Annotated in this window: 15 protein-coding genes and 2 riboswitches; of the genes, 3 read left to right on the forward strand and 12 right to left on the reverse strand. The window is 60.4% G+C overall.

Annotation, left to right across the window (positions count from 1 at the left end; genetic code table 11):
* Positions 1-130: 130 nt before the first annotated feature.
* Positions 131-1,174 carry a hypothetical protein gene (locus tag QQJ86_RS22385; protein ID WP_284323195.1) on the reverse strand — a complete coding sequence of 348 codons (1,044 nt, stop codon included), beginning with the start codon at positions 1,172-1,174 and terminating at the stop codon, positions 131-133.
* Positions 1,175-1,624: 450 nt separating this feature from the next.
* The gene (locus tag QQJ86_RS22390; protein ID WP_284323196.1) at positions 1,625-2,044 is read right to left on the reverse strand and encodes a VOC family protein; all 420 of its coding nucleotides are present in this window, start codon (positions 2,042-2,044) and stop codon (positions 1,625-1,627) included.
* A 220-nt stretch (positions 2,045-2,264) separates the two neighbouring features.
* Positions 2,265-2,349, forward strand: a riboswitch (glycine riboswitch).
* A 3-nt stretch (positions 2,350-2,352) separates the two neighbouring features.
* A riboswitch (glycine riboswitch) is annotated at positions 2,353-2,444 on the forward strand.
* A 47-nt stretch (positions 2,445-2,491) separates the two neighbouring features.
* Here QQJ86_RS22390 and gcvP point away from each other — a divergent pair.
* On the forward strand, positions 2,492-5,362 hold the full coding sequence (gene gcvP / locus QQJ86_RS22395) for an aminomethyl-transferring glycine dehydrogenase (RefSeq protein WP_284323197.1): 2,871 nt from the start codon (positions 2,492-2,494) through the stop codon (positions 5,360-5,362).
* Positions 5,363-5,507: 145 nt separating this feature from the next.
* Here the strand turns inward: gcvP and QQJ86_RS22400 are convergent, their stop codons facing one another.
* From QQJ86_RS22400 to QQJ86_RS22440, 9 genes are all read right to left on the reverse strand, one after another.
* Positions 5,508-8,657: an efflux RND transporter permease subunit gene (locus tag QQJ86_RS22400; RefSeq protein ID WP_284323198.1), complete on the reverse strand. Its 3,150-nt coding sequence runs from the start codon at positions 8,655-8,657 to the stop codon at positions 5,508-5,510.
* Entirely contained in the window at positions 8,654-10,000 is a 1,347-nt protein-coding gene (locus QQJ86_RS22405; RefSeq protein ID WP_284323199.1) for an efflux RND transporter periplasmic adaptor subunit, read from the reverse strand. The genes QQJ86_RS22400 and QQJ86_RS22405 overlap by 4 nt, the downstream gene beginning before the upstream one ends.
* Complete coding sequence (locus QQJ86_RS22410) at positions 9,997-11,289, reverse strand: TolC family protein (protein WP_284323200.1); 1,293 nt, start codon at positions 11,287-11,289, stop codon at positions 9,997-9,999. Before QQJ86_RS22410 ends, QQJ86_RS22405 begins: the two co-directional genes overlap by 4 nt.
* A gap of 73 nt (positions 11,290-11,362) precedes the next feature.
* The gene (locus QQJ86_RS22415) at positions 11,363-11,767 is read right to left on the reverse strand and encodes a hypothetical protein (protein WP_284323201.1); all 405 of its coding nucleotides are present in this window, start codon (positions 11,765-11,767) and stop codon (positions 11,363-11,365) included.
* A gap of 143 nt (positions 11,768-11,910) precedes the next feature.
* The gene (locus QQJ86_RS22420) at positions 11,911-13,884 is read right to left on the reverse strand and encodes a M48 family metallopeptidase (RefSeq protein ID WP_284323202.1); all 1,974 of its coding nucleotides are present in this window, start codon (positions 13,882-13,884) and stop codon (positions 11,911-11,913) included.
* Between the two features lie 338 nt (positions 13,885-14,222).
* Complete coding sequence (locus QQJ86_RS22425; protein ID WP_284323203.1) at positions 14,223-14,810, reverse strand: LemA family protein; 588 nt, start codon at positions 14,808-14,810, stop codon at positions 14,223-14,225.
* 288 nt (positions 14,811-15,098) lie between these two features.
* Positions 15,099-17,753: a M1 family metallopeptidase gene (locus QQJ86_RS22430; protein ID WP_284323204.1), complete on the reverse strand. Its 2,655-nt coding sequence runs from the start codon at positions 17,751-17,753 to the stop codon at positions 15,099-15,101.
* 497 nt (positions 17,754-18,250) lie between these two features.
* Positions 18,251-18,643 carry a ribonuclease domain-containing protein gene (locus QQJ86_RS22435; RefSeq protein WP_284323205.1) on the reverse strand — a complete coding sequence of 131 codons (393 nt, stop codon included), beginning with the start codon at positions 18,641-18,643 and terminating at the stop codon, positions 18,251-18,253.
* A gap of 156 nt (positions 18,644-18,799) precedes the next feature.
* On the reverse strand, positions 18,800-20,272 hold the full coding sequence (locus QQJ86_RS22440; protein ID WP_284323206.1) for a GGDEF domain-containing protein: 1,473 nt from the start codon (positions 20,270-20,272) through the stop codon (positions 18,800-18,802).
* A gap of 359 nt (positions 20,273-20,631) precedes the next feature.
* Here QQJ86_RS22440 and QQJ86_RS22445 point away from each other — a divergent pair, with 359 nt between their 5' ends.
* On the forward strand, positions 20,632-21,978 hold the full coding sequence (locus tag QQJ86_RS22445) for a beta/alpha barrel domain-containing protein (protein WP_284323207.1): 1,347 nt from the start codon (positions 20,632-20,634) through the stop codon (positions 21,976-21,978).
* 21 nt (positions 21,979-21,999) lie between these two features.
* Positions 22,000-22,938, forward strand: coding sequence for a GGDEF domain-containing protein (locus QQJ86_RS22450; RefSeq protein WP_284323208.1), 939 nt, complete (start codon positions 22,000-22,002; stop codon positions 22,936-22,938).
* 454 nt (positions 22,939-23,392) lie between these two features.
* On the opposite strand, the gene QQJ86_RS22455 is transcribed toward QQJ86_RS22450, so the two are convergent.
* Positions 23,393-24,099: IS110 family RNA-guided transposase (locus QQJ86_RS22455; RefSeq protein WP_284323209.1), on the reverse strand; the 707-nt coding region annotated here is incomplete at its 5' end.

A 24,099-nucleotide genomic window follows, 5' to 3' on the forward strand; every position in this document is an offset into this window, starting at 1 on the left:
CCCTCCGGGAGAGGGCTGGGGCGAGAGGACAATCTTGCTGACGTGTTGATTTTTTCGCGCAGGCTGGGATGACAATCCCAGCGCTTTTTGCGGCTTCGTGAATGCTGGGATTGTCATCCCAGCCTACGAGTTAACGCGCGGCCAAGCGCGCCTGCACTTCCGCATAGATCCGCGCACGCTTGGCGGAAAACCAACCCAGCACGCCGGTCACCGGCATCGGCTGCAAACCGGCAAGGCGCGCATGCGCGATGCGCAGCAGATGTGCGCTGTGAAACTCCGCGAACGCCTCGGCAAGCACCGGAATTCGGAATGGCGCTTCCACGAACTCGTCTAACACCGTACTGAGCACCGCCGCAGCGCGCCGTGCGATTTCCGTGTTGGCACGCGTCACCTGCGCATCACCCAGCGGCACCAGATAAGCCCCTTCGATCGCGCACGCGAGTTGATGAAACTCCGTGGCATGCAACGGACGGCAATAGATGGGCGTCTTGGCGCGCGTGAGCAGCCATGCCTGATCCATGCGCGCCAGCGCACCGGAATTGTTGGTCGCGATATCCAGCGCATCGGCGTAGCTGTAGCCGTATTCACTCATCAGCTCAATGGCCAGCTCCTCGCGCACCATTGGCTCGTTGCGGCGGGCACCATCGCGTCCGTACCAGCGAATGTATTCGGGAGTGACTTGAGGGAAGCTGCCACGCGGAGGGCGGTTGAATAACCGCTCTTCCGCTTCGCTATTCAGATGCGGATGCACGGCTTTCATGCCCGAAGCACGCGCAGCGAGCACACGATCCATCAGCACCTCGGCCGAAACCAGCTCATGGTGGTAATCACCGAACAAGCTGTCGTCGTCGACGTGGGCGAAATAGACGAAACGGATATGGCGTACCACGCGCGCGGCACGACGCGCACGCTTGGCCGGGTCGTGCAAGCGGCGCTTCCACGCGCGCCCATCCTGCGCAGAACCATGCGCAGACGGCAGATCGTTGAGCAGCTTGCCCACTTCGCGGTCAGATATGCCAGCCATATGGGCCGCTTGCGGTCCGTCAGTAAGCGAGTTCACGTTATCGCCATCAAATGACCGCGTCGAAAAATCGGATTCACACACACCGGTACCCTCGAACTGCAAGCGCGCGACGACATCTGTCGCGGCGCGGCGACTTGAAAGATCGAACACCTGTAGCGCCCTCGGCGAACGCGATGCAGCCGACTGCCTGCAGCCGGGCCGCAAACGACCCGAGCGCGCGAAGCTCACGCTCCGCCCGCTGCAAGCAGACTGCGAATACCTTCGCGGTGAACGGATCAACCGGTGGGGAAGCCGGTCGATGCCTCAAACTCCTTGCGCCAGGAACAGCCCGGATCGTCCAGCACGCGCACGAATGCGACGTGCAAGATCCGCAAGCATCGAAAGCCGTCGTGAAGTCCGCCGCAAATGCCGAGGAAATTGCTTCGCGGGACTGCACACATCATGCGCTGCACCGTGCCTACGGCCAGCAGGCACACGTGCCCTGGGGAGCGCGCATTATAACGAGACCCACGTCACAAACGTTAAATTCGTGACCTATGGCCCATGCTTTTTTCAAAGCACACGAATGCATACGTATGCATTCGCAAGCATCCGGTTCAATTAATCTGCCGGCGGCCCTTTCAACTCGATCATGTTTCCTTGCGGATCAAAGAGATAAATCGAGGGCCCCTCGCCCATGGCTCCATAGCGACTGCCGATCCCGCCGACGCGCACATCATGCGCTTTCAAGTGAGCCACGATGGCGACTTCGTCGTAGCCCTCCACACTCAGGCACAGATGATCCATGTTGTGCCCCTCCGTGCCCGGTCCCTTGCCGCCCTGGCGCCCGAGCTTGCTGTCGATGCTGACCAGGTCGATCAGCGACTTGCCGGCACGCAGCTGGATCAGGCCTATTTCTTCCTGGCGCCGCTCCACCGTGCAGCCGAGTACGTCGCAGTAGAACGCCAGCATGGTGGGAATGTCGTAGGCACGCAGCACGATGTGGTCGAGGTGCTCGAGGCGGAAAGGTGGTTTGTTCATGATTTTTGCTCTCGCGGACGACCGCCCCCTCTCCCCTTCGGGGAGAGGGTTGGGGTGAGGGGACACGCTCGCGGCAACCATTCTCATCGCCTTGAAGCACCGATTCTAAATTAAGCGCGATGTACAACTTTCAAGGCAAGATTGGCCCCTCACCCTAACCCTCTCCCCAAAGGGGAGAGGGGACTATCGCGTTCCATCGCGAGGTATAATCGTCGCCTTGACGTACACGGTGGGAGAAGCGGGAAAACCCCGCTGCCGAAGGCGCAACGCCCGTAATCGCTCAGGCTCCATACCGCCGTGAACCAAGACTCTGGAGAGACCGGTTGAATCCGGCGCCGAAGGGGCACGAAGCACAGGCACATAAATCCTGGCTTCCAAACTCTCAGGCAAAAGGACAGAGGGGCGCCCCGCGTGCGGCCTGCACGTTTTCTTTGGACGCCTCTGCCAATGACCCAGAACACCTCTCCCTCGCTGCGCGAACTCGAGCATCACGACGCTTTCATCGAGCGCCATATCGGTCCCAACGACGCTGAAATCGCACAGATGCTGCGCGTGATCGGCTACGACTCGCTCGAAGCGATGACCGACGCGATCGTGCCCGGCCAGATCAAATCGAAGCAGCCGCTGGCCATGCCGGAGAGCATCACGGAAGAGGAAGCGCTGGCGAAGATCCGCGTCATCGCGCGCAAGAACAAAGTATTCAAAAATTTCATCGGCCAGGGCTATAACGGCACGCTCACGCCGAACGTCATCCTGCGCAATATTCTTGAGAACCCGGCGTGGTACACGGCCTATACGCCGTATCAGGCGGAGATCTCGCAAGGCCGCATGGAAGCGCTGATCAACTTCCAGACCATGGTGGCTGATCTAACGGGCATGGATATCTCCAACGCCTCGTTGCTGGACGAAGCCACCGCCGCCGCCGAAGCGATGACGCTGGCCAAGCGTTCGGCGAAATCCAAGAGCAACGTGTTCTTCGTTGCCAACGACGTGCATCCGCAAACGCTCGAAGTGCTGCATACGCGCGCCGATGGCGTTGGCATTGAAGTGCACGTGGGTGAACCGTCTGAAGCCTCCAGCTTCGATAGCTTCGGCGTGCTGCTGCAGTACCCGAACACCTACGGCCAGATCCACGACTATCATGCTGTCGCCGATGCCGTGCACGCGCGCGGTGGCATCGTCGCCGTAGCTACCGATCTGCTTGCGCTGACGCTGATCTCTTCGCCAGGCTCGTGGGGCGCGGATATCGTGATCGGCAACAGCCAGCGCTTTGGCGTGCCGTTCGGTTTCGGTGGCCCGCATGCGGCTTATCTTGCCTGCCGTGATGCCTACAAGCGCTCCATGCCGGGCCGTCTGATCGGCGTGTCGCTTGATGCGGAAGGCAAGCCGGCCTACCGCCTCACCTTGCAAACGCGCGAGCAGCACATCCGCCGCGAAAAGGCCACCTCCAACATCTGCACCGCGCAGGTACTGCTGGCCGTGATGGCAAGCATGTACGCGGTGTACCACGGTCCGGATGGCTTGAAGCGCATCGCGCACCGCACGCATCGTTACGCGGCCATCCTCGCCGCCGCACTTCGTCGCGCCGGCATGACGGTGGGCACGGATTTCTTCGATACGCTGCACATCACCAACGTCGATGCCGATGCCATTCACGCCAAGGCCGTAACCCAAGGTATCAACCTGCGCCAGATCCACGGCCAGAGTGTGGGCATCAGCCTGGATGAAACCACCACGCGTGCCGACGTGTTCGCACTCGCACAGCTGTTCGGCGCCGAGATCGTTGATATCGACGAAGCAGACGCCACCACGCAAGATGAACTGCCGGTCGCACTGCTGCGCAAGGAACCTTTCCTGCAACACCCGGTGTTCAACACGCATCACAGCGAGCACGAGCTGCTGCGCTACATGCGCTCGCTGGCCGACAAGGACCTGGCGATGGATCGCACCATGATCCCGCTGGGCAGCTGCACCATGAAGCTCAACGCCACCGCCGAAATGATTCCGGTGACATGGCCGGAATTTGGCGGCATCCATCCGCTCGCGCCCGCCGACCAGACGCAGGGCTACAAGCAGCTGATCGAAGAACTGGAAGCGATGCTGGTGGAATGCACCGGCTACGATGCCGTAAGCCTGCAGCCGAATTCCGGTGCGCAAGGTGAATACGCAGGCTTGCTCGCCATTCGTGCCTATCACCGCTCTCGCGGTGAAGATCAGCGCGATATCTGCCTGATCCCCGAATCCGCACACGGCACCAATCCGGCTTCCGCGCAGATGTGCGGCATGACGGTGGTGGTTACCAAGTGCGACAACAACGGCAACGTCGACGTCGAAGACATTCGCGCGAAGGCGGAGAAATATTCCGATCGCCTCGCCGCGCTGATGATCACCTACCCCTCGACGCACGGCGTGTTCGAGGAAGACGTGGTGCGCATCTGCGAGATCGTGCATCAGCACGGCGGCCAGGTGTACACCGACGGCGCCAACATGAACGCGCTGGTCGGCGTGGCCAAGCCCGGCAAGTGGGGCTCGGATGTTTCACACCTCAACCTGCACAAGACCTTCTGCATTCCGCACGGCGGCGGTGGTCCGGGTGTAGGCCCGTGCGCTGTGAAATCGCATCTCGCTCCTTTCCTGCCACGTACACTCGGCGGTGAAGGCAAAGTCGGCATGGTGAGTGCGGCGAGTTTCGGCAGCGCCAGCATCCTGCCGATCAGCTGGATGTACATCACGCTGATGGGCCGTGAAGGTCTGCGCAAGGCTACGCAAGTGGCGTTGCTCAACGCCAACTACATCGCCAAGCGCCTGACATCGCACTACGAGACGCTGTACACCGGCCGCAACGGCCTCGTGGCACATGAGTGCATTCTCGACCTGCGCCCGCTCAAGGACAGCACCGGCATCAGCGCGGAAGACGTAGCCAAGCGCCTGATCGACTTCGGCTTCCACGCACCGACACTCAGCTTCCCGGTACCCGGCACGCTGATGGTGGAACCCACCGAAAGCGAATCACAGCACGAACTCGACCGCTTCATCGACGCGATGATCCAGATCCGCGATGAAATCCGTGCGATCGAAGACGGCCGTCTGGATCGCGAAGACAATCCGCTCAAGAACGCGCCGCATACCGCCACCATGGTGACCGGCACGGAGTGGACGCACGCCTACCCGCGCGAACTTGCTGCCTTCCCGCTGCCCAGCTTGAAGCTGCAGAAGTACTGGTCGCCGGTCGCGCGCGTGGATAACGTGTACGGCGACAAGAACGTGATGTGCGCGTGCATTCCGATCGATGCATATAAGGAAGAAGCTGAGGTGTAATGGCTTCTGTCATGGCATAAGAAAAAGCCCCGCTTCATGCGGGGCTTTTTTTCTTGCATGACATCGCCGCGCCATACCCATGTATGGTTGGGTTAGCGCAGCGTAACCCAACCATATTGGCGGCGATTTGTTGGGTTACGCTGCGCTAACTCAACCTACGTTTATCAGCGCGCTGCAAGCGATGCCGAACCAGCAAACGAAACGCTGCAGGTAGCACCAACATGGAAAGTAGCGGCGCAGTGAGCATGCCGCCCACCATCGGCGCAGCGATGCGTTGCATGACCTCGGAGCCAGCACCGTGGCCGAGCAGGATGGGAAACAGACCGGCGAGAATCACTGCAACCGTCATCGCCTTGGGACGCACGCGCTGCACAGCACCCTCGCGAATCGCTTCATCCAGTGCATTCGCATCCGCATGAGGATCGCGAGCCAGCCGCTGCTCCCAGGCATGGCGCAAGTACAGCAGCATCACGACGCCGAATTCGGCAGCGACGCCGGCTAAAGCGATAAAGCCGATCATCGTCGCCACCGATACCGAGTGGCCGAGCAACCAGATCAACCATAGTCCACCGACCAGGGCCAGCGGCACACTCGCCATGATCACGGCCGCTTCGCTGGCTTTGCGGAACAACGCGAAGATCAGCGCAAACACGATGGCCAATGCAGCGGGCACGACAAATTGCAGTCGCTGTATTGCACTCACCAGGTATTCGAACTGCCCTGACCAGGCCAGAGTAACGCCGGGTGGCAACTGCACTTGCTTGGCGACCGTGTCCTGCAGATCCGCAACCACTCGACCGAGATCGCTGCTGGCCGTGTCGATATAGACATAGGTGGCAAGCTGGCCGTTCTCGCTTTTCAGCATGGGTGGACCTGGACTCAGACTGAGATCGGCGACCTGGCTCAGCACCAGTTGCGCGCCGTTCGCGGCGACGATGGGCAGATCGCGCAGACTCGCCACCGAATCGCGTTCCTGGCGTGGGTAGCGCAGCACGATCGGATAGCGTTCACGACCCTCGATCACCTCGCCGATCGGATCACCGCCAACCACCGTCGCAATCAACTCCTGCAACTGTTGCTGGCTCAGTCCATAGCGAGCCGCGTCGTCGCGGCGGATGTGCACATCCAGGTAACGGCCGCTGGCCACTCGTTCGGCAATTGCCGAGGTGACGCCCGGAACGTGGCGAGCAACGGTCTCGATGCGATCGGCCACGCTCTGCAGCATCGCGGGATCGGCGCCGAGCACCTTGATGCCGATCGGGCTCTTGATGCCGGTCGCCAACATGTCGATACGATTGCGGATCGGCGGTACGAACAGGTTGGTCAGGCCCGGCACTTTCACTGCACGGTTCAGTTCCTCCTTGAGCTTGTCCATGGTCATGCCCGGCCGCCACTGCGACTTGGGCTTGAAGGTGATCGTGGTCTCGAACATCTCCGTGGGCGCCGGATCAGTAGCGCTTTCAGCGCGACCAGCTTTGCCGAACACATGCTCGACTTCGGGCACGGTTTTGATCATGCGATCCGTAATCTGCAGCAGTTGCGAGGCCTTGCCCACCGACAAGCCCGGCAAGGCAGTCGGCATGTAGAGCAAAGTACCTTCATCCATCGGCGGCATGAATTCGCTGCCCAACTGGTGCAAGGGAATTGCCGCACTGAGCATGAGCAGGCCGGCCAGCGCCAAGGTGAGCTTGGGAAAGCGCAACACCACATCGAGAATGGGCCGATAGATCGCGATCAACATCCGATTCAATGGGTTCTCGCTCTCGCTTCGGATGCGTCCGCGGATCAGCCATCCCATCAGCACCGGCACTAGCGTCACCGCGAGTCCTGCGGCGGCAGCCATCGCATAGGTCTTGGTGAAGGCCAGCGGCTTGAACAGCTTGCCCTCCTGCCCCTGCAGTGCGAACACCGGCACAAAGGAAAGCGCGATGATCAGCAGGCTAACGAATAGCGCAGGCCCCACTTCGGAAGCGGCTTCGGCCATGAGCGTCCAGCGTTCAGCACCTTGAGGTTCCCGTCCGTGGACTTCGCGCCAGTGCTCCAGATGCTTGTGCGCGTTCTCGATCATCACCACCGCCGCATCGACCATCGCGCCGATCGCGATGGCGATACCGCCGAGTGACATCAGATTCGCCGACACGCCCTGCACACTCATCACGATGAAGGCAGTCAGCACGCCCAGTGGCAAAGTCACTACTGCCACCAGCGCGGAGCGCAGGTGCCCGAGGAACAATGCACAGACCAGTGCGACAACGATGAATTCTTCCAGCAGCTTGCCGCGCAGATTTTCTACTGCAGCGTCGATCAATTCGGAGCGGTCGTAGGTGGGCACGATCTCGACACCAGCAGGCAGGCTGCGCCTGAGTTCCTGCAGCCGCGTTTTCACCGCGGCGATGGCTGCCTTCGCGTTCTTGCCCGAGCGCAACACGATTACTCCGCCAGCGACTTCGCCTTGCCCATCGAGCTCGGCGACACCACGACGGAAGCCGGGGCCACGCCGTACTGTGGCCACGTCGCGCAACAGTGTGGGCACACCGTTCGCGTTGGCCATGATGGGCACCTGCTCGAAATCCTGCTGACTGCGCAGGTAGCCTTCGCTGCGCACCATCAATTCGGCCTCGCCCTGCTCGAGCACGGAACCACCATTGGCGCCGTTGGCCGTGCGCACGGCGTCGATCAGTTGCTGCACGGTTATGCCGCGCGCAGCGAGCGCCTGTGGGTCGGGCACGATCTGCCACGTGCGTTCCATGCCGCCCAGGCTTGCCACTTCGGCAACATCAGGCACGGTCTTGAGTTGATAGCGCAGGAACCAATCCTGTAGCGCGCGCAGCTGCCCCAGGTCGTGATGGCCGCTGCGATCGACCAGTGCATATTCGTAGATCCAGCCGAGGCCGGTGGCATCGGGTCCCAGTGCAGGGCTCACGCCGGGCGGCAAGCGATCGCGGACCTGGCTCAGGTATTCGAGCACTCGCGAACGCGCCCAATACAAGTCGGTACTGTCGTCGAACAGGACGTAGACGTAGGAATCGCCGAAGAAGGAATAGCCGCGTACCACTTTGGCGCCAGGCACCGAGAGCATGGTGGTGGCGAGCGGATAGGTCACCTGGTCTTCAACGATTTGCGCAGACTGGCCTGGCCATGGCGTGCGGATGATCACTTGGGTATCGGAAAGATCAGGCAACGCGTCGATCGGCGTGTGCAGCGTTGCGAACACGCCAGCCAGAGCCAATATGGCTGCAGCCAGCAGCACCAGAAGCCGATGCGCGATGGCAGTGCGGATCAGCGCCGCAATCACGGCTGCTCTCCTTTCGGCATCGCGGAAGCGCTGCTCGCTTTCGCAGGCATGTCGTTCATCGGCATGCTCATCGTGCTACCGGCTTCGGCCGGTATGGCTGTATCACTGTTCTTGTCGGTGGACGAAGCCTTTGGATTGCCCAACCGTTCCAGTGCGCCGGACAAGCTCGCTTCGGAATCGATCAGGAACTGGCCGGACACCACGATGCGCTGGCCTTCCTGCAATCCGGCGAGGATCTGCGTATAGCCGTCCGCAGTGCGACCCGTACGCACCACCACCGGATGAAAGTGATTGGCGTCATCGGCCACGATCACACGCGCCTGTTCGCCGGTGGCGATCAAGGCTTCATCGGGGATGACTGGCGTCGCTTCGCCAAGCGCAGGCTTCAACCCGACCTGCACGAACATGCCAGGACTCAAGGCACCGTCCGGATTGGCCAATACGATGCGCGCGCGCTGAGTGCGCGTGCTGCCATCCAGATCGGGCAGCATGGCCTGCACGGTGCCGGCAAAGCGCCGGCCGGGCAGCGCGTTGGTGCTCACCGATACCGGCGTGCCAGAACGCACAGCACCTGCCAGCGCTTGTGGCAACGCAGCTTCAATCCACACCTTGGCCAAGCCGTTAAGCATCATCAAGGTTTGGCCCGCGTTGACGCGCTGGCCTTCGCGCATGTCAATTTGGGTGACGACGCCATCTTGTGGTGCGTGCAAAGTCACACCACCGTTGCTGCCGATGGAGCGGAGGTCATCAGCTTCCATGCCCAGCACCGCGAGCCGCTCGCGCGCAGCGCTTCGCAGGGCTTGCGCATCGGGCGAACGGGTCTGGCCCAATGCTGTGTATTCGGCGACGGCACTGCTCCAGGCCGGCGCGGTCAATTCGGCTAGTGGCGTTCCCTTGAGCACTGAGGAATAAGGCTCACGCACCGCGAGCCGGGTGATGACACCATCGACGCGTGCGCTCACCACGCTGGCCTCGTCGAGATCCCAGGTGATCGTACCGGGCACCTTGATCGCATCATCAAGCACGCGTCGCTCGACCAGGGCGGTACGCACGCCGAGATTCTGCACAGTCGCGGAGTCGATGCGCACACCGCCGCCGCTGTCTTCCTCGCCCGCGTACTTGGGGATCATCTGCATGCCCATCGACGATAAACCGGGTTGGTCGTGGTGCTCTGCAGGAATCATCGGGTCGTACCAGTAGAGCACCCGCTTGCCCGAGGTTTGGCCGGCGGGCATGGCGGCGGAGGTGGCCGACGATGAATGCCACGTGCCAGCGATATAACCGGCCAGAATCAGCATCGAAGCGGCGATTAGCACGAACAGGAAAAGAACGGTGCGCTTCATGGCGTGCTCCCGTCGGGCATCAGATAAGCCAGGGTTGCCCACGCACGGCCGTAATCGGCCAGCATGCGGGCGTAATCGAGGTGATGGTTCAGTTCATCGCGGCGTGCTTCCAGCAAAGGCTGCAGGTCGCCGCCACCTCGATAAGCAGCCAATGCGAGCTTGGCGCGATCGTCAGCCAGCGGCAGCAGTTGTTGCAGATGGCGCTGCACCTCCCTGCCCGTGGCCTGCCATTGCGCCCACGCCGAGCGCACGATCTCAGCTTGTTGTTGGCGGGCGTCTTCATGCTCGGAGCGGACTGCGTCCAGATCAGCTGCGCGTGCTGAGATGCCGCGATCCTGCCGGTTGGTGGTGAACAGAGGCAGGCTAACGCCCACTTGCAGCGTGACCATGTCCGAAAGACCGCGCACGCGCGATCCGTAGCTCACGCTTACGTTCCACTCAGGATGCTTGGCCGCTTGAGCCTCAGCCAACGCCGCTTCCGCGGCGCGCTCACGCCCGGGCCAGTCCAGCAGTTCGCCTTGATCATCAAGATGGGCGAGCAGGGTTTGCTCGTCTTTCGGGGCTTGCGAGAAATCGGGTGGCGCTGCCAACGGCTGGGTCACCGGCGAACCCAGCCAACGGGTCAGGCTCGCCCTGGCCTGCACCTCTCGCGCACGGGCGTCGTCGAAACGGTTTTCCAGATCCAGCGCTTGTGCGCGCACCGCCAGCACATCCGCAGCTGTGCCAGCGCCGCCGCGCAATCGAGCCTTGGCTGCGACCAGATCCACGGCCCACTCGTCACGCAGCATGCCGAGCATGTGCTGCTCCTCGACAGCAGCCCAGGCGGCGACCCAGGCTTGAGCGGTCTGCTGGCGAATGGCGAGATCTGTCATTTGCACCGACGAGGCTGCAACGTCCGCATTCGCGTCGGCCTCGGCGTGCTGGGCTCGACGGAGGCTGCGCGAAGGCAGCACTTGGCTGAAGCCCACGCTGCGCATGGTCATGCTGTCGCCACCGGCCGTGAAGGCGCCGCGCCCCTGAGTAGCAAGGTTGTCGATGCCGGTGATGAGTTGCGGGTCCGGCAGCGCACCGGCGCGGGCGGCTTCTTCGTGCGCCGAAGTCGAACGCTCGCGGCGAGCCTGCAACAAGGGGGCTTGCGCTACCGCGTCACGCGTCGCGGCATCCAACGTCAGATCCGCGACTTGTGGTGCGGCAACGAGTATCGAGATCGGATTGAACAGCACCAGGGCTGCAAGCAGGCCTAGCCGGCGCGCCGCCGGAGCGCGCAACGCTTCGTAAAGGGAAAACATGAGGAACTCCGAACGTAAAACCAGGACAAACCGCGCGCGCAGGCACGGTCAACGATGGTTTGACGATCGGGAGCTAAATCAGCAGCGTGCAGAAGCGCAGCATAGGCGGTGGCTGTGGCCGCTGCTGGACGGGATCAGGTAACGCGATTTGCTCAGGCACGATAGCGACCGTGCCCAATGCGAGCGGAGAAAGAAAAGGAAGAGTCAGCGGCGGTACTGTTGGAACCCGCGCATCGGACTGCGCCGTTTGATGGGGCGCGCAATGTTCGGCGCAGCGCGGATCATTCTGCGTATGCGTTAGGCCGTGCGCCTGGTTTGCTGCCATGTCCGCACACGTGCCGGTCAGCGCCATCGTGCGTTGCGTTTCAGGTAGCGAGCAGGCGTACGCAGCCATCGCTACCTGTTGGAACAACAGGCAAAACAACGCCACCCCGATCCACAGGATGCGACGATGGCGGCGGCGAAGAGGGATGCGCATGGCTGTCGCTACTTTAATCCATTTATGGTTGCATCGTGGGTGATGGATTGCCTGAGGAAGCATTCAAATGGGCTTCCATTCCGCTTCCTTCGTGAACAGGTGATCAAAAGTTACATGCCAGGCACATGCTCGAAAAGACATGGCTATGTTGGGGTTTGCACCTCAACCTGCGCGCCGACATCCGCCTGCACGGGCACGGCGCAATGCAAGCTGGCGCAGATCACACGCAACAGTTCCGTCTCCGTCGGCGTGACCACGCCATCGGCGCGAATGGCGGCAAGCAAACTCTGGATGACGATTTCCTTGGCGACCGGCATCAGGTCATCCAGATCGTCCAGCGCGCGGTCAAATGGTGTTTGCCAGTCCAGCGGCAAGGTTTGCCAGTTGGCGGGGATGCCTGGAAACGCCTGATTCATAGCTAGCAACCAGGCACGGCGAGCCGCTCCGTCGTCGTTGCTGCCATACGTTGCAACAACGGCGCACACCAGTGCCACGCCGTCGCGGCATGCAGGCAGTTTCTTCCGCCCGTCGATGGGCGCGCGGTTTGGCTTCAACGCTTCGAGCAAATGCATGCGCAACAGCCGCACCAGGCAATAGTCGTCGAGGCCGACCAGTGGATCGACGCTGACGACCACGTCGAGCGTTTCCAGCAGAGTCTGCAAACGTCCTTGCGGCAGTTGCTTGAGTGCGGGGAAAGCGAGTGCGACCAACGGCATGCGCGATGCCGGCGGCAAGCTCGCTTTAGCTGCGGCCATCTTGCTTGCAGCGGATTGCACGTCATCACCGAAAGCGTTGGCGATCAGCCGCTTTTGCTTCTCTTGCAGCTCGGCGTGCTCCGACATGGCCAACGCAAGTGACAAGGCAAGCGCGGATTCGGGCTGCCTGGCAGCATCGTCCAAGTGAGTCGGAATCCCTTGCTGCAACGTTGCGGCACGCTCTAAAACTTTGTCTTTCGGCGCGGCAACCTGCGGTGCGGCAGCGGGTTGAGCGGCAAGTACCGCAGCACCGATCTGACCTGGCCACTCCAGCGGTGGCAACACCCGCGTAGCTGCGGGCGTATCGCTGCCGGTTTCCGCTTGCTGCTCCCCGGGCGAGGATGCATGCATCTGCGCTTCCAGCTGCGCCAGTTCGTGTTCGCGAAACCATGGCTCAAGTGTGCGGATACGCTCCAGCAACGGCGGATGCGTAGCGAACCACGCGTTGAAGTCATCCACGTCGCCAAACATCATGTGCGCCACTTCGTGACGGCTGGCTGCTTGCAATCGCGAGCCATCTTCCAGCACAGCGATTTTCTTCAGCGCACCGGCAATACCGCGCGTCTGACGGGTGAACTGCACGGCGGATGCATCGGCAAGTTCTTCTCGAGATCGCGCCACGGCAGCCTGGATCAAGCGGCCGAAGAAATGCCCAATCGAACCGATCGCCAGCAACAGAAGGCCGAACGCGAAACCTCGGCCTCTACCGCCGCCATCATCATCCCTGCTGCTGTAAGACGAGCCAGACCACGCGAGCTGACGACCGATGACGGACAACGCCATGATGCCGAACAACAGTCCCATCAGGCGAATGTTGAGCCGCATGTCGCCATTCAACACATGACTGAATTCATGCGCGATCACACCCTGCAATTCATCGCGGGTCAAATGATCCAGGCATCCTTGCGTAACGCAGATAGCGGCATCGGAAGCCGAATAACCGGCTGCAAACGCATTGATGCCCGGTTCGTCGGGCAAGAAATAAATATCCGGCACAGGCGTACCGGACGCGATAGCCACTTCCTCAATGACATTGCGCAGCTGGCGCATCCGCGGATCTTGCGTGTCGGGAGGCACCGGCTGGCCACCGACCTCCTCGGCCACGGCTTTACCGCCTTCGGAGAGACTACGGATGCGATACCACGCGCAACCCGAGATAAGGCCAAGCACGGCAACCGTACTGATCATGAGCAACGGGGGCGCATGCGGCGCCAGCAGCTTGCCGAAGTGCCGCGAATACCCGAATACCAGCAGCACCACCATGTCCACGGCGAACACGATGGCGAGCACTGCAGCGATAAACAACAGCACCAATACGCGACTGCTGCTGCGTACGCGTGCCTGCTCGGCAAAGAAATCCATCCTGCCCCCTTGGGATGCTCTGATCTATTCCACGTACCCGTCACCGCACTGTATGCGCATCTCGCTGCGTCCCAGCGGTGAAGGCAGACTGGCTGTCTGTCTAGACGCTGGGACGCAGCGAGATGCGCATACAGTGTGGCCCCAACATCTTGATTTTAAATGACGGGGTGACGTCCAGAAGGCCCGCAGACTGCGCCGCGCGGCTTGAACAGACCGCCAGTCTGCCCTGTGCCACGCAACACACCCTGCGGGCCTTCTGGACGTCATGCCGGGTGCGTGGAATAGATCAGATCATCCCTAAGTAGGATCGAAGCGCTAGAGACGAAGTGACCCGATCATCAACTAAACGACACCTTGGGCACTTCGCGGACCGTCGCGTCTTCAACCTGCAACAGTTGTGCAGGCGCAAAGCTGAAACTGTTGGCGACGAAGGAGGATGGAAACACTTCGCGGCGGTTGTTATACGTCATCACCGCGTCGTTATAAGCCTGCCGCGCGAAGGCGACGCGATTTTCCGTGGACGTGAGTTCCTCGGAAAGCTGCATCATGGTCTGGTTGGCTTTCAGATCCGGATAAGCCTCGCTGAGGGCGAACAAGCGCCCCAAGCTCTGGTTCAGACCGTCCTGGGTCGCGGCGAGCTGATCCATCGCTTCGGGATCGCCAGGGTTGCGCTTGGCATCGGCCAGCCCTTTGACAGCGGCGTTGCGCGCCTGGATCACGGCTTCCAGCGTGCCACGCTCGTGCGCGAGATACGCTTTGGCTGTTTCCACCAGGTTGGGAATCAGATCGTGACGGCGCGTGAGTTGCACGTCGATCTGCGCAAAGGCGTTCTTGTAACTGTTACGCGCCGTGACCAGTCCGTTATAGAGCGAGACGATGTACACGACGACCAACACGATCAGTGCCAAAAAGACGAACAAGCCCATCGTATTTCCCCCTGCGGCGTGACTTACGCCGTCATCTGGTCAACCCAGTATCCGACCGTGTTTACCTTGCACAACAGCGTAGCACGGAAAAAAACTCATCCTGTAAAACAGGCATCAATGGCTTTCCTGACTGGCTTCGCCCCGAACGCCCACGAAACCGATCGTCATCCCGGCTTTCGCCGGGATGACGGCAAGGCAAGATTGCGCTTTCCGTTCGCCTCGAATTTGAAGCACGGCCTCGTGTGCTGGGACTACGGGCAAACTTAAGACACAGCTGAAATTCGATTGCTAATCACGCCTGTTTTTCTTCAGCCACGCGTCAACCTCAGGCAAGCGATCCTTGCGCACGCCGATGCGGTACTGAATGCCGGCCACCACGGTATCCGCCACGCGGCGTGAGTCGGATGGGATGTTTGCATGCTCAAACGAACGCAGCTTGTCGAGCATCGCGGGATTGAGCGATGAAGCAGCCAGCCCCGGGTAGTACTCGGTGCGCAAGCCGGCATCGACCAGCTTGTCCATCTGCGCAAGATGCACAACTGCAAAGTCGAAGGCCAAATCGGAATGCTGACGCGCAACCGTGGCAATCATGTTCACACTGTTGGTTGCACCCGGCTCGTCGGTCAAAGCGAGATCGAGGGCGCGCTTGGCGAAAGCCTCGTCGTCGGTGCTGGCCAGCATCGCGTACAAGGCGTCTTTGATCAGCGGCGTCTTTTCCGCCTTCGCTTGCTCATGCAACGCATCCCATGCGTTCGCATCGGCGTGATAAGCCACCACGAACGTAATTGCCTTGCGCAACGCACCTGGCACCGCCGTCGGATCGGACGACTGTGCCGCATAGCGGCGACTTGCTTCGTCCACTACCTGCTTATCGCCAAGCGTGGAGAGCGTAACAATCAACTGTTCACGCAGGATCGGCACCGTTGCCGGCTCATCCGGCTTCGCCGACCAACCGATACGCTGCAGAACTGGTTCGAGCTTTGCGATGGCAAAAGCGCGGAACGGCGCCTGACCCGGATCACCCTCGCGGTAATAGCGGTTCAGTGTACTCAGCTCATCGGAAATCTTGCCCCATAGTGCCGGATCAGCATCGGCCGGCGTGGCTTTGATCAGATCCAACAGCGAAGACAGTGGTTGCAATCCAGCCAAACCCAAGGCGGATGTATCCGCCATCAGGCCGAGCTGGTCGATCGGTGCGAGTTTGGCGTAGCTGGCGCTAAGTTGGGCAAAGGCTTGCGGGCTGTATAAGGTGCGGTAATAACCGCTCTGCCCTGCATTGACCACCACCGGCCCGCAGCCGGGTACGACCAGCGATGCTTTATCTTCAACCAATGTGCTTACCGGTGCATGGCCGGGTGTCTGCGCAATCACCGGCACATGCCAGTGACGCATGATGCGAGTCGCGATGCCTTTGGTGAACTGGCTTTGCGTAAGCTCGAGCGTCGTGTTGCCGTCCTTGCAGGTTTCCGATTCCACACGAATCAGTGGCACACCCGGCTGCAGCGTGAAGTCATGCGCGATGGTGGTGACCGGCTTGTCCGTGACGGTCTCCATGGCATGCCACAGATCGTCCGATACGGTGTTGCCGTAGGCATGATCCCTCATGTAACGACGCACGCCATCACGCCACGCATCTGCGCCGATATAGCCTTCCAGCATGCGAATCACCGATTCACCCTTGGAATAGGTGATGGCGTCGAACGCCTGCTTGGCCTGCTCCACTGTATCCACGTGCTGCACGATGGGGTGCGACGTGACGACAGCATCCAGGCCCATTGCCGCTTCGCGAATATCCACTGTGGACAACTGCACATTCCATTCGGGATGCAGCTTTTCCGTGGTGCGCGTAGCCATCCACGAGGCAAAGCCTTCGTTGAGCCACAGGTCATCCCACCAACGCATCGTTACCAGATCGCCGAACCACTGGTGCGCCATTTCGTGCGCTTCGTCGCTGAACGCCTGGATCTTATCCGCCTGGGTGGAAATAGCGGGGTCCTGCAGCATCGCGTATTCGAAGGTGAAGATCGCACCCCAGTTTTCCATCGCCGCAAAGAATTGGCTGCTGCCCGGCGACGCGACATTGTCGAGCTTGGGCAGCGGATAAGGCGTACCGAAATAATCGTTGTATTCGTGCAGGATGGTCTTGGCCGAATCCAGGGCGAAAGTGGCTTGCGAGGAAAGCCCCTTCTGTGTGACTACGCCGACTTCCGTGCCATCCGATTGAGTTTTTGTACGTTCAAAATCGCCAGCGCCGAAGAACAACAGATACGTGGACATTTTCGGCGACTGCTGGAACGTCACGCGCGTCAGCCCATTCTTGAGATCGACCGTGTTTGCGACCGGCATGTTGCTTACCGCCATCTGGCCGCTGGGCACGGTGGCCGTCAAATCGAACGTTGCCTTATAAGCCGGTTCATCCCACGAAGGAATGAAGCGGCGCGCGTCGGAATTCTCGAACTGCGTGTAGAGCGCGCGTTTGTGCCCCGCCTTGGTGTCGTAATCGATCACGAACAAGCCATAAGCCTGATCCAGGATCTTGCCGGTGTACGCCATGCTCAGGCGATAGCGACCCGCGGGAACAGGCTTGGCGAATGTGAACGTTGCGGTCTGTGCATCCGCATTCGTGGATATCTTCGGCGTGCCGAAAGCCGCCTTACCGGACACGGACGCCAGGCTGGCCGAGGAGAATTTCAGATCGATCGCATTGAGCGTGATGCTGGTTGACGGTTGCAGCACGTCGACCGTCACGGTGGCCTTGCCGTCGAAGCTCAGCGTATCAACGTGCGGAGTTACCGCTACTTCGTAATGCGAAGGCCGCACGTTGCGCGGCAACTGCGTGGTGCCGATGACCTCTGCTCCGGCCGCTGACGATGCGGAGAACACATCGCTGACCGGCACACTGATCAGTGCAAGGGCAATTGCGGAAAACAGAAGGCTGCGCATAGAAATTCCAGTGGGTCTGGTGAGGCCAGCACCGCGTTGTCGATGCTCGATACGCGAAATGATGCGGATTGCCTCAGGCTTCAGACAGCGCCAGAAGTCATGCGGTGTGAGGCTCGGGATACAGCCTCGGGCGGTATGCCCCTCTTCAGGTGACGGGAACCTCGCCTCACCGTCGTCCCGGCGAAAGCCGGGACCCAGTGCCTTTCTACGAGGAAGAGCAAAAGTCGCCGGGACGACGGACCGGAGGCTTTTTACAAGCACCCGAGGGTGGAAGACCGGTTATAGGCGGGCGTCGCCATTGATAGCGATGTATGCAGGCATGGCAATGTTGGGATGCACCCCAACCTGCGCACTACGGGTTGCTTCGCAGCTTCCATGCTGCGAACAAATACTTATGCAGGCGACCACGCCATGTGGTGTCAGGCCCCCTATCCGTGCCCGAATAAAAGAAAGGAACACGTCTTAGGGACCTGACACCCATGCACGTTTACCCTCTATCAGGGCGAATGGCAGAACGTTTCGTAGTGATCGCTGGAGTAGTACTTCTCGTTGATGTAGGTTTTCGAAGCACTGTCGGTCACGAGAAACACCAGCCGGTCGGTCCCGGCACTGCCATCGTCCTGACGAGCCTTGCCTTCGTAATAACCTTGACCACGGCCGGCTCGCGGCAACCTGTTTTCGTTATTGCCGAACGGTTGCACATCAACCCCGTCCCCACCGCACACTCCGGCAGGTGGTTGAATGGCGGTAAGGCAGAATGACATGTCCCGACTCGCATCTCTCACCCTGACAGGCAATCGACCGCATTCGGGAATCGCCGCCGCAAAGGCGACCTGCGCTACGCCAAAAATGGCGATTCCAAGGATGGTGCATCGAACTGCGTGGTTCATGGTTCGCTCCTCGTTGTTGGATGGCTTTGGCCAGCTGTGGCCTTGCCTTAGAACGATGGAGCGACGTGTATGTGAATCACCAACCCGTGCGCAGCGTGTTATGCGAAGGTTCGATGTGGGTTTCGGATGCGCGCACCAACGACAGATCTCCGCGCACTAGCCATATTGCGAAACAGCCGCCAGCTCGTAGCGATTGCGGCCTTTGCTTTTGGCGCGATAAAGCGCGCGGTCGGCTTCATCCAAAAAGATGATCGGATCCAGCTGTGTTTGTTGCGTCTGGGTGGCAATCCCGACGCTCACCGTGACATACCCCAGCGGACAATCCGGATGCGCAATCTGCAAGCGCTCGATGGCATCGATCAACCTGCGCGCCACCTCCTGCGCAGCCTCGGCGCCGGTATCGACCAACACGATGACGAACTCCTCGCCACCATATCGCGCGACCAAATCCCCTGCACGCACCCGACTGCGACTCAACGCCCCGGCTACCTCGACCAGGCAGGCATCGCCCGCGATATGACCGAGGCTATCGTTGTACTGCTTGAAGAAGTCGATATCGATCATCAGCAGCGAGCAATAGCTTCCGGTTCTGCGCCCGTCTTCCAGCGCCTCTTTCAATCGCGTATCGAGCGTCACGCGATTGGCAATGCCGGTGAGCGGATCGCGGCCCACCTGTTGCTCAAGGCGCCACGCACTCAGATCGACAGCGCGCTGCCGATCCATGCTGCGGCTCTGGATGAACGCCACGCGCAACCCGTAGAACAAGACCGCTGAGGAACCCACCAGCAAGCTGGGAACGAAGTTGATCCGCGACGTGCTGATGCCGAGCATCACCACCATCATCGACAGCAGGATTGGCGCGAACGAGGCAATGGTTTGCGATACCGCCAGCGAAGGATGGTACGCACGCAACCAGCGCGGTGGCTGCCGTATGGCCACCAGCACCAGCAGCGCGTGAGGGATGTCGATCAGCGATCCCGCCCACCATGGCAAGCCATGCAATTCTATGCGGTTGTAAACGGCCGCCACGATGGCGTTGACCAGCAGATAGGCACTGGCGGCGTAGTAGAAGAACCGCCAGCGAAAGCTGCGCGCGCCAAACAGACGCAGGATAGCCATCGCGGCGAGTGAAAAATCGATCGCATCCGCCTGGTAGAGCACCACATAGATGCTGGAAGGGTCCGATGCTAACGGCCCACTCAAAAGCTTGGTGAAGAACTGATACACCAACACCGCAACCATGCACGACAGCACCAGGTCCAGCATCGCCACTGTACGCGGCTCGTTCAAGGCGAATGAGCGCGTCACCATGAACATGCATGGGATTACGTACAAGGCGGAGAGAACGGTTGCCAGCGCGGCGAGATATCCGCTTTTGTCACCAAGGATGGTCGCCAACGTATTGGTGCTTGCCCACAGCACCTGCATCGACACCGCCATCGCCAACAGGAGCCACGGCAACCGAATCAGTGACGGGCTGCGCCGGTAGCGCGTAAATACCGACCATACGGCCGTCACCTGCACCGCCAACATGGCCAGTTGCGGCCATACATCCTCGGTGTGGCCGCTCCACTTCGCCAAAGCCAAGTGAGCGATCAACAACAGGACAAGTACCCAGGTGACGCGCAAAAGAACAATTCCTCAAATCAGGATAGGAGCAACAGCACGGCGCCTATGGACAAATTGTGTCACTTCACGGGACGTTCCCCCATAAGGAGCTATTCCTCGTGGCTCAACCCCGTCCTGGATGGCAATGCACCGGTCCAACCCACTTGCCAACCCCAGCGCAGGCAAGCGCCATGCACACATCAAGCAAATTGCAGGCCTAACTTGCAGTGCATCATTCCCGCCTGTGACACAGTGGGCATAACCATTGCATGCATTGGCCTTCGACGGTTGATTAAGTCCATAAAGGAATATCGCCCTGGACTAGTTTTCCGCCACACGCCGCTTCAGCTATCAGGCCCAACAGCGAATCAGGGGGATTCATGTCGTCGATGCAAGCGCTGGAAAACGCTCGCGCCATTGTGGCGCAGGCGGATGCGAAACTGGAAAAGCTGCGGGCCATCGAGCCCTATCTGATCGATCTATCGCTGCGCGAAAACCCGGTCGGCTCCAACATCGGGCAGACGCTCGAGGACAAATTGAAAATTCTGCCGAAGCTGCGCGAATTCGGCTTCAAAAACATCTCGCTCGGCACACTCGACTACGACATGCCGGATGAGTTGGAAGTCGACGACGACTTCATGCGCCAACTGCATAAGCGCGGCGTCGACATGACAGGATGCTTCGCCTTCACGGCGCTCGGCCGTATCGAGCATGGCGTTTTTACGCCAGATCCTTCGCAACGCAAGCTGAAAGACTACGGCGTACCCAACACCGTACATGAGATCTATCTCAGCAAGGACGGCATGTGCGAGTACGGCAAGTATGATCTGGCGACGCTTTGCCGCACCCTGCCCGCCAGCATCCGTTGGTTGCGGGAAAACATTCGTGGCGACCATGGCAGTGCGCCGCGCATTTTCATCAACATCGTCGACGGTTGCGATGCGTTTGCAGGCAATATCGAAGACACCTGCAAGGTGCTGGCGCTGCTGGCTGAGCAACCGATCGAAGGCGTTACCATCGAAGACGATCGCGGCACGTTCCTGCCCTTCCTGGTGGGCGCCTACGTCAAAGTGATCCGCCAATTCCTGCCACCGCCGTTCAAGGTTCTGGTGCATATCCATGGTGGTGCGGGTTATGAAAACGCATCAGTGATCGAAGCGTTGCTCAATGGTGCGGACGGCATATGGGGCGGACTGCCCAAGCGTGCCGCGACCATCGGTCATGCATCGATCGGCGAATTGCTTGCAAATCTTGCGCGCCTGGGCAATCCGCATGTGGAGCGTTACGGCATGGAGCAGTTGCTGCCGCTCGCCACGCATTTGCAGGAGCTGGATGACATGGCGCCGGTGCCGAACGATCTGCCCGTCCTGGGTCACAATGCCTATCGCCTCACATTCAGCGGCTTTCGTCAGAAACGTGATCGCTTCATGGATCTGGTGCCCGAAGCAATCGGCGGAAAGTACGGCTACCGTGTCTGCGCCGTGATCAGCGATCCGGAGGTGATCGCCCGCCGATTGTCGGAAGTGACGGGTCGCACGGTGGATCATTTCCCTGAAAAGGTCACTCGCCAAATGATCTGCCTGATGCGCCGCGACCTGCGCGCAGGGCTGCGCATCGATTACGACAAACCACCGCAACTGCTGCAGCTCTACGAACGTGCTGCGCGGGATTCCGAGCCACGGAATCCACCTTCCGCCGCCGCGGACCATGCGTCCACCGTTTCCTGACGAACTACATAGAGCGATGCCATGAGCGTGATCGAAAGCAAGATGGAGCTGGACAGCGATACCTATAAGACGTTGCTGGAATCGACGCGCGCGATTCCATGGAAAATCGATTGGAACACCATGCAGTTCGCTTACATCGGTCCGCAGATCGAGGACCTGCTGGGCTGGGAGCCGGACAGCTGGATCAGCGTGCAAGATTGGGCCGACCGTATTCATGCCGAAGACCGCGACTGGGCGGTGAATTTCTGCGTAGCGCAATCCAAGGCGGGGGTGGATCACGAAGCCGACTATCGCGCACTGAAGAAGGACGGCGATTACGTATGGATCCGCGATGTAGTGCACGTGGTACGCGATGAAGACGGCTCAGTCGATTCACTGGTTGGCTTCATGTTCGACATCAGCGAACGCAAGCGCACCGAGGAGCAGCTGGCAGCGGCACGCCGCGAGCTGGAAGAACTGTCCTTCAAGGATGGCCTGACGGGCGTTGCCAATCGCCGCCGCTTCGATGTGGTGCTGGAAAACGAGTGGACCAACGCCTGTCGCAACAAGCAACCGCTGTCGCTGCTGATGCTGGATATCGATTTCTTCAAGCAATACAACGACCGCTACGGCCATCTGGACGGCGACCAATGTCTGAAACGCATCGCCAAACTGATCACTGTGGCTGCCGAACGTCCACGCGATTTCGTTGCACGATTCGGCGGAGAAGAGTTTGTCGCCGTATTGCCTGACACCCATCCGAGCGAAGCCTACCGAATCGCTTCCCGCTGCCGCGATCTGATCGCCAGTGAACATATTCCGCATGAGGGCTCCGAAATCAGCCGATACGTAACCGCCAGCATCGGCATTGGCACCATCATTCCCGAATGTAGCGATGAGGCACACGCATTCATCAAGCTGACGGATCAGCGCTTGTATGAAGCGAAGCAGCGTGGACGGAATACGATCGTGAGCGACTAGCGCGTTTTTGATTTAGGTCCAAGCAGACTGTCGCAATCGCCACGAAGATCACATTGCCTCATAGCCGTCATTCCTGCGAAAGCAGGAATCCATTTTCACGGATGCATCGGAGCAAGATGGATTCCCGCTTTCGCGAGAATGACGGCCGGAAGGTTACTTCCATCATGGCAAGTACCGGGCTTTCGTATGATTGTTGGGGTTTGGACCCCAGCCTATGTATGGACTCGCCCCCTTCGTCAACCGCTTTTTTCATCCCCGAATGCCGGCTGCATCTATGTATGAGGCCTCACCAAGGTGGCAAGGTGTGCCACGGGCCATCATCGTGTGAGCTCGCGCTAGGCCGATTACGTGAAGACCTCAAGGGCCGGTAGGCTGGTAGGCTTGTCTGCGCGACGGTCTGACCTGGGTTCGAAGATATCCAGCAGCGGTTGAGCGATTCGCTCGGGGAAAAGCGTCAACACGACATAGCCGCCTCCGTGTGATAGTCACCCTCTTGGGTCAGCATGGCCCACACCACGCGCACGTTGTGGTTGGCCACGCGCACCGCCGCGCCTTTTGCACCATGGCGTTCTTGCCAGTGTCGGATGCGGCATGAGAGGGCATCGGTGGCGTCCTTACGCAGGTGTTGCACCAACGAATGAGCCCCTTCCATGAACAAGCTGCGTAAATACGCATCACCACGTCGACTCATCTTGCCCAGGTGGGTGCGTCCACCGGTGCTGTGCTGCTCGGGCACCACACCCAAATAGGCAGCGCAGTAGCGACTGTTCTTGAAGCGGGCCGGATCGAGCCCTTTGCCAACGATCGCGGTGGCGGTGATCGGGCCGATACCCGGAATCGTGCACAAACGCCGAGCCGTTGCATCACTGCGAACCCGTGCCTTCAGGCATTCGGCGACCTTGTTGATACGTGCGCTCAGGCTGTGCCATTCGCTCACCCACTCCTCGACCAGCCCTCTCACGGCATCCGGTACGGGGCACGCTCCACGCAAGACCTGATCGGCCAGCGCGTTCAGTGCGGTGGCTCCGCGTCCGGCCGCCCAACCTTGCTCCAGTAACACGCTGCGCAACTGGTTGCACACCCGCGTGCGTCGGCTCACCCAGCCTGCACGTGCCCGGTGCTGCGCTTGCAGGGCCAACTGCTCCACCGTCTTGACCGGCA

Source organism: Dyella acidisoli (genome assembly GCF_030160295.1).
Classification (GTDB): Bacteria; Pseudomonadota; Gammaproteobacteria; order Xanthomonadales; family Rhodanobacteraceae; genus Dyella_B; species Dyella_B acidisoli.